Annotated in this window: 2 protein-coding genes and 1 pseudogene; all 3 read right to left on the bottom strand. The window is 66.9% G+C overall.

All coding sequences use genetic code 11. The annotated features are described in order from the left end of the window. Nucleotides 1-43 precede the first annotated feature (43 nt). Nucleotides 44-430: pseudogene (locus ACFTZL_RS44635) on the bottom strand (hypothetical protein); the annotation flags it as partial. Between the two features lie 140 nt (nt 431-570). Beyond that, entirely contained in the window at nt 571-1,074 is a 504-nt protein-coding gene (locus tag ACFTZL_RS44630; RefSeq protein ID WP_382596289.1) for a hypothetical protein, read from the bottom strand. A gap of 41 nt (nt 1,075-1,115) precedes the next feature. Next, nucleotides 1,116-1,718 carry an aminoacyl-tRNA hydrolase gene (gene pth / locus ACFTZL_RS44625; protein WP_382596287.1) on the bottom strand — a complete coding sequence of 201 codons (603 nt, stop codon included), beginning with the start codon at nt 1,716-1,718 and terminating at the stop codon, nt 1,116-1,118. Nucleotides 1,719-1,764: the final 46 nt, after the last annotated feature.

Below are 1,764 nucleotides of genomic sequence, written 5' to 3'. Positions count from 1 at the left end.
AAGTCTAACAGACACGCTCCTGCTCGTCCTCGCATTAATTACAGAACACCTTGTGCTTGGCGGCACCCTTCTCACCGTCGAAGTTCCAGAACAGCTTGTAGTGCCCGTCGGGCAGCGACAGGTCCTCCGAACGGCCGTGACCCTTGCCGTCCAGGGTCAGCGAGCCGGAGTCCACCGTCTCCCCCTTGTTCTCACTCGGGGGAATGGCGTCGATGCGCCAGTCGACCTGCTGACCACCGTCGAAACCGAAGGCGTCCAGGTAGAAGGCGCACACATGCGGCTCGTTGCGGCGCAGCTCCTCGCCCGTCGAGGCGTCATGGATCTTGACCGTGCCGTTGTCACCGGGAGGGGTGGCGTGGGCGGCCGGAGCGAGCAGAAGGACCGCGGAAGCGGCGGCGGACACAGCGCCGACGCGGGAGAGGGTTCGCATCGAGAATTCGTCCATCTTCGAGAAGTGACCGGGAAGATGTGGAGGGGGCGGCTCAGCTTCCAGCCTCGTCCGAAGCCACGTCAATCACGAACACACAACGCTCTGCCCCTCCGCAGGCGAGGGGAACGCCGGAGAACCCCTCAGACGACCACGAAAGCCGCCGTCAGCAACGCCACCCCCGACAGCGCCATCACCCACGCCACCCGCGTCCGCAGCAACCCGCCCGCCACCACGACCGACGCCAGCAACAGCGCACCACCCAGCGGAATCCACGCGTACACAATCCCCGCAGGGCCCGAACGGACCGCGTCATCACTGCCGGGCTTCAGGACCACCGTGTAGGTCCGGCCCTTCTCCACCGCGACCGACTTCGCCAGCTCGACCCTCGGCCGCGGCTGCGCACCCTCCGACAACGGCGTGAACGCACCCGAGCACATGTCCGGCCCGCACCGCGTCACATCGACCGTGCCGCTCTCCCGGCCCTTCGTCAGCATCACATGCTGCGCCGTACCCCACGACGCCCACACACCCGCGATCAGGATCAGCGCGGCGACCGTACCCATCGCCGCGAACCGTCCGAACCGCAGCACGGCATGAGAGCTCTGGTGAGAAGCGGCGGCAGTGGGGGGCATGGCCGGGATCATTGGCCATACCCGCACGGCCGGTCAACTCCCAGGGTGACAAGTCAGGAGTTGTACGTACTCTGCGCCCGCTCCAGCCCCTCGATCACCAGACACTCCACCGCGTCCGCCGCCCGGTCCACGAAGTAGTCCAGCTCCTTGCGCTCCGCCGACGAGAAATCCTTCAGCACGAAGTCCGCCACCGGCATCCGCCCCGGCGGCCGGCCGATCCCGAACCGCACCCGGTGATAATCCGCCCCGAACGCCTTCGTCATCGACTTCAACCCGTTGTGCCCGTTGTCCCCGCCGCCCAGCTTCAGCCGCAACGTCCCGTGATCGATGTCCAACTCATCATGAATCGCCACCACATGGGCGACCGGAACCTTGTAGAAGTCCCGCAGCGCGTTCACCGGCCCGCCCGACAGATTCATGTACGACATCGGCTTCGCCAGAATCACCCGACGGTTCGCCGGCCCAGGCGGCCCGATCCGCCCCTCGATCACCTGCGCCTGCGCCTTCCCCGCCCGCTTGAACCTCCCCCCGATGCGATCCGCCAGCAGATCGGCCACCATGAAACCCACGTTGTGCCGGTTACCCGCATACTCCGGCCCCGGATTGCCCAGCCCCACGATCAGCCAGGGAGCGGCGGCATCGGTCGTCACGTCCATGTCTCCTTCATACGCGTCGGCCGCTGCTCCGCACCGGAACAGCGGC

Source organism: Streptomyces sp. NPDC056948, assembly GCF_042674225.1.
Lineage (GTDB): Bacteria > Actinomycetota > Actinomycetes > Streptomycetales > Streptomycetaceae > Streptomyces > Streptomyces purpurascens.
This window is presented reverse-complemented; position numbering and strand designations above follow the sequence as displayed.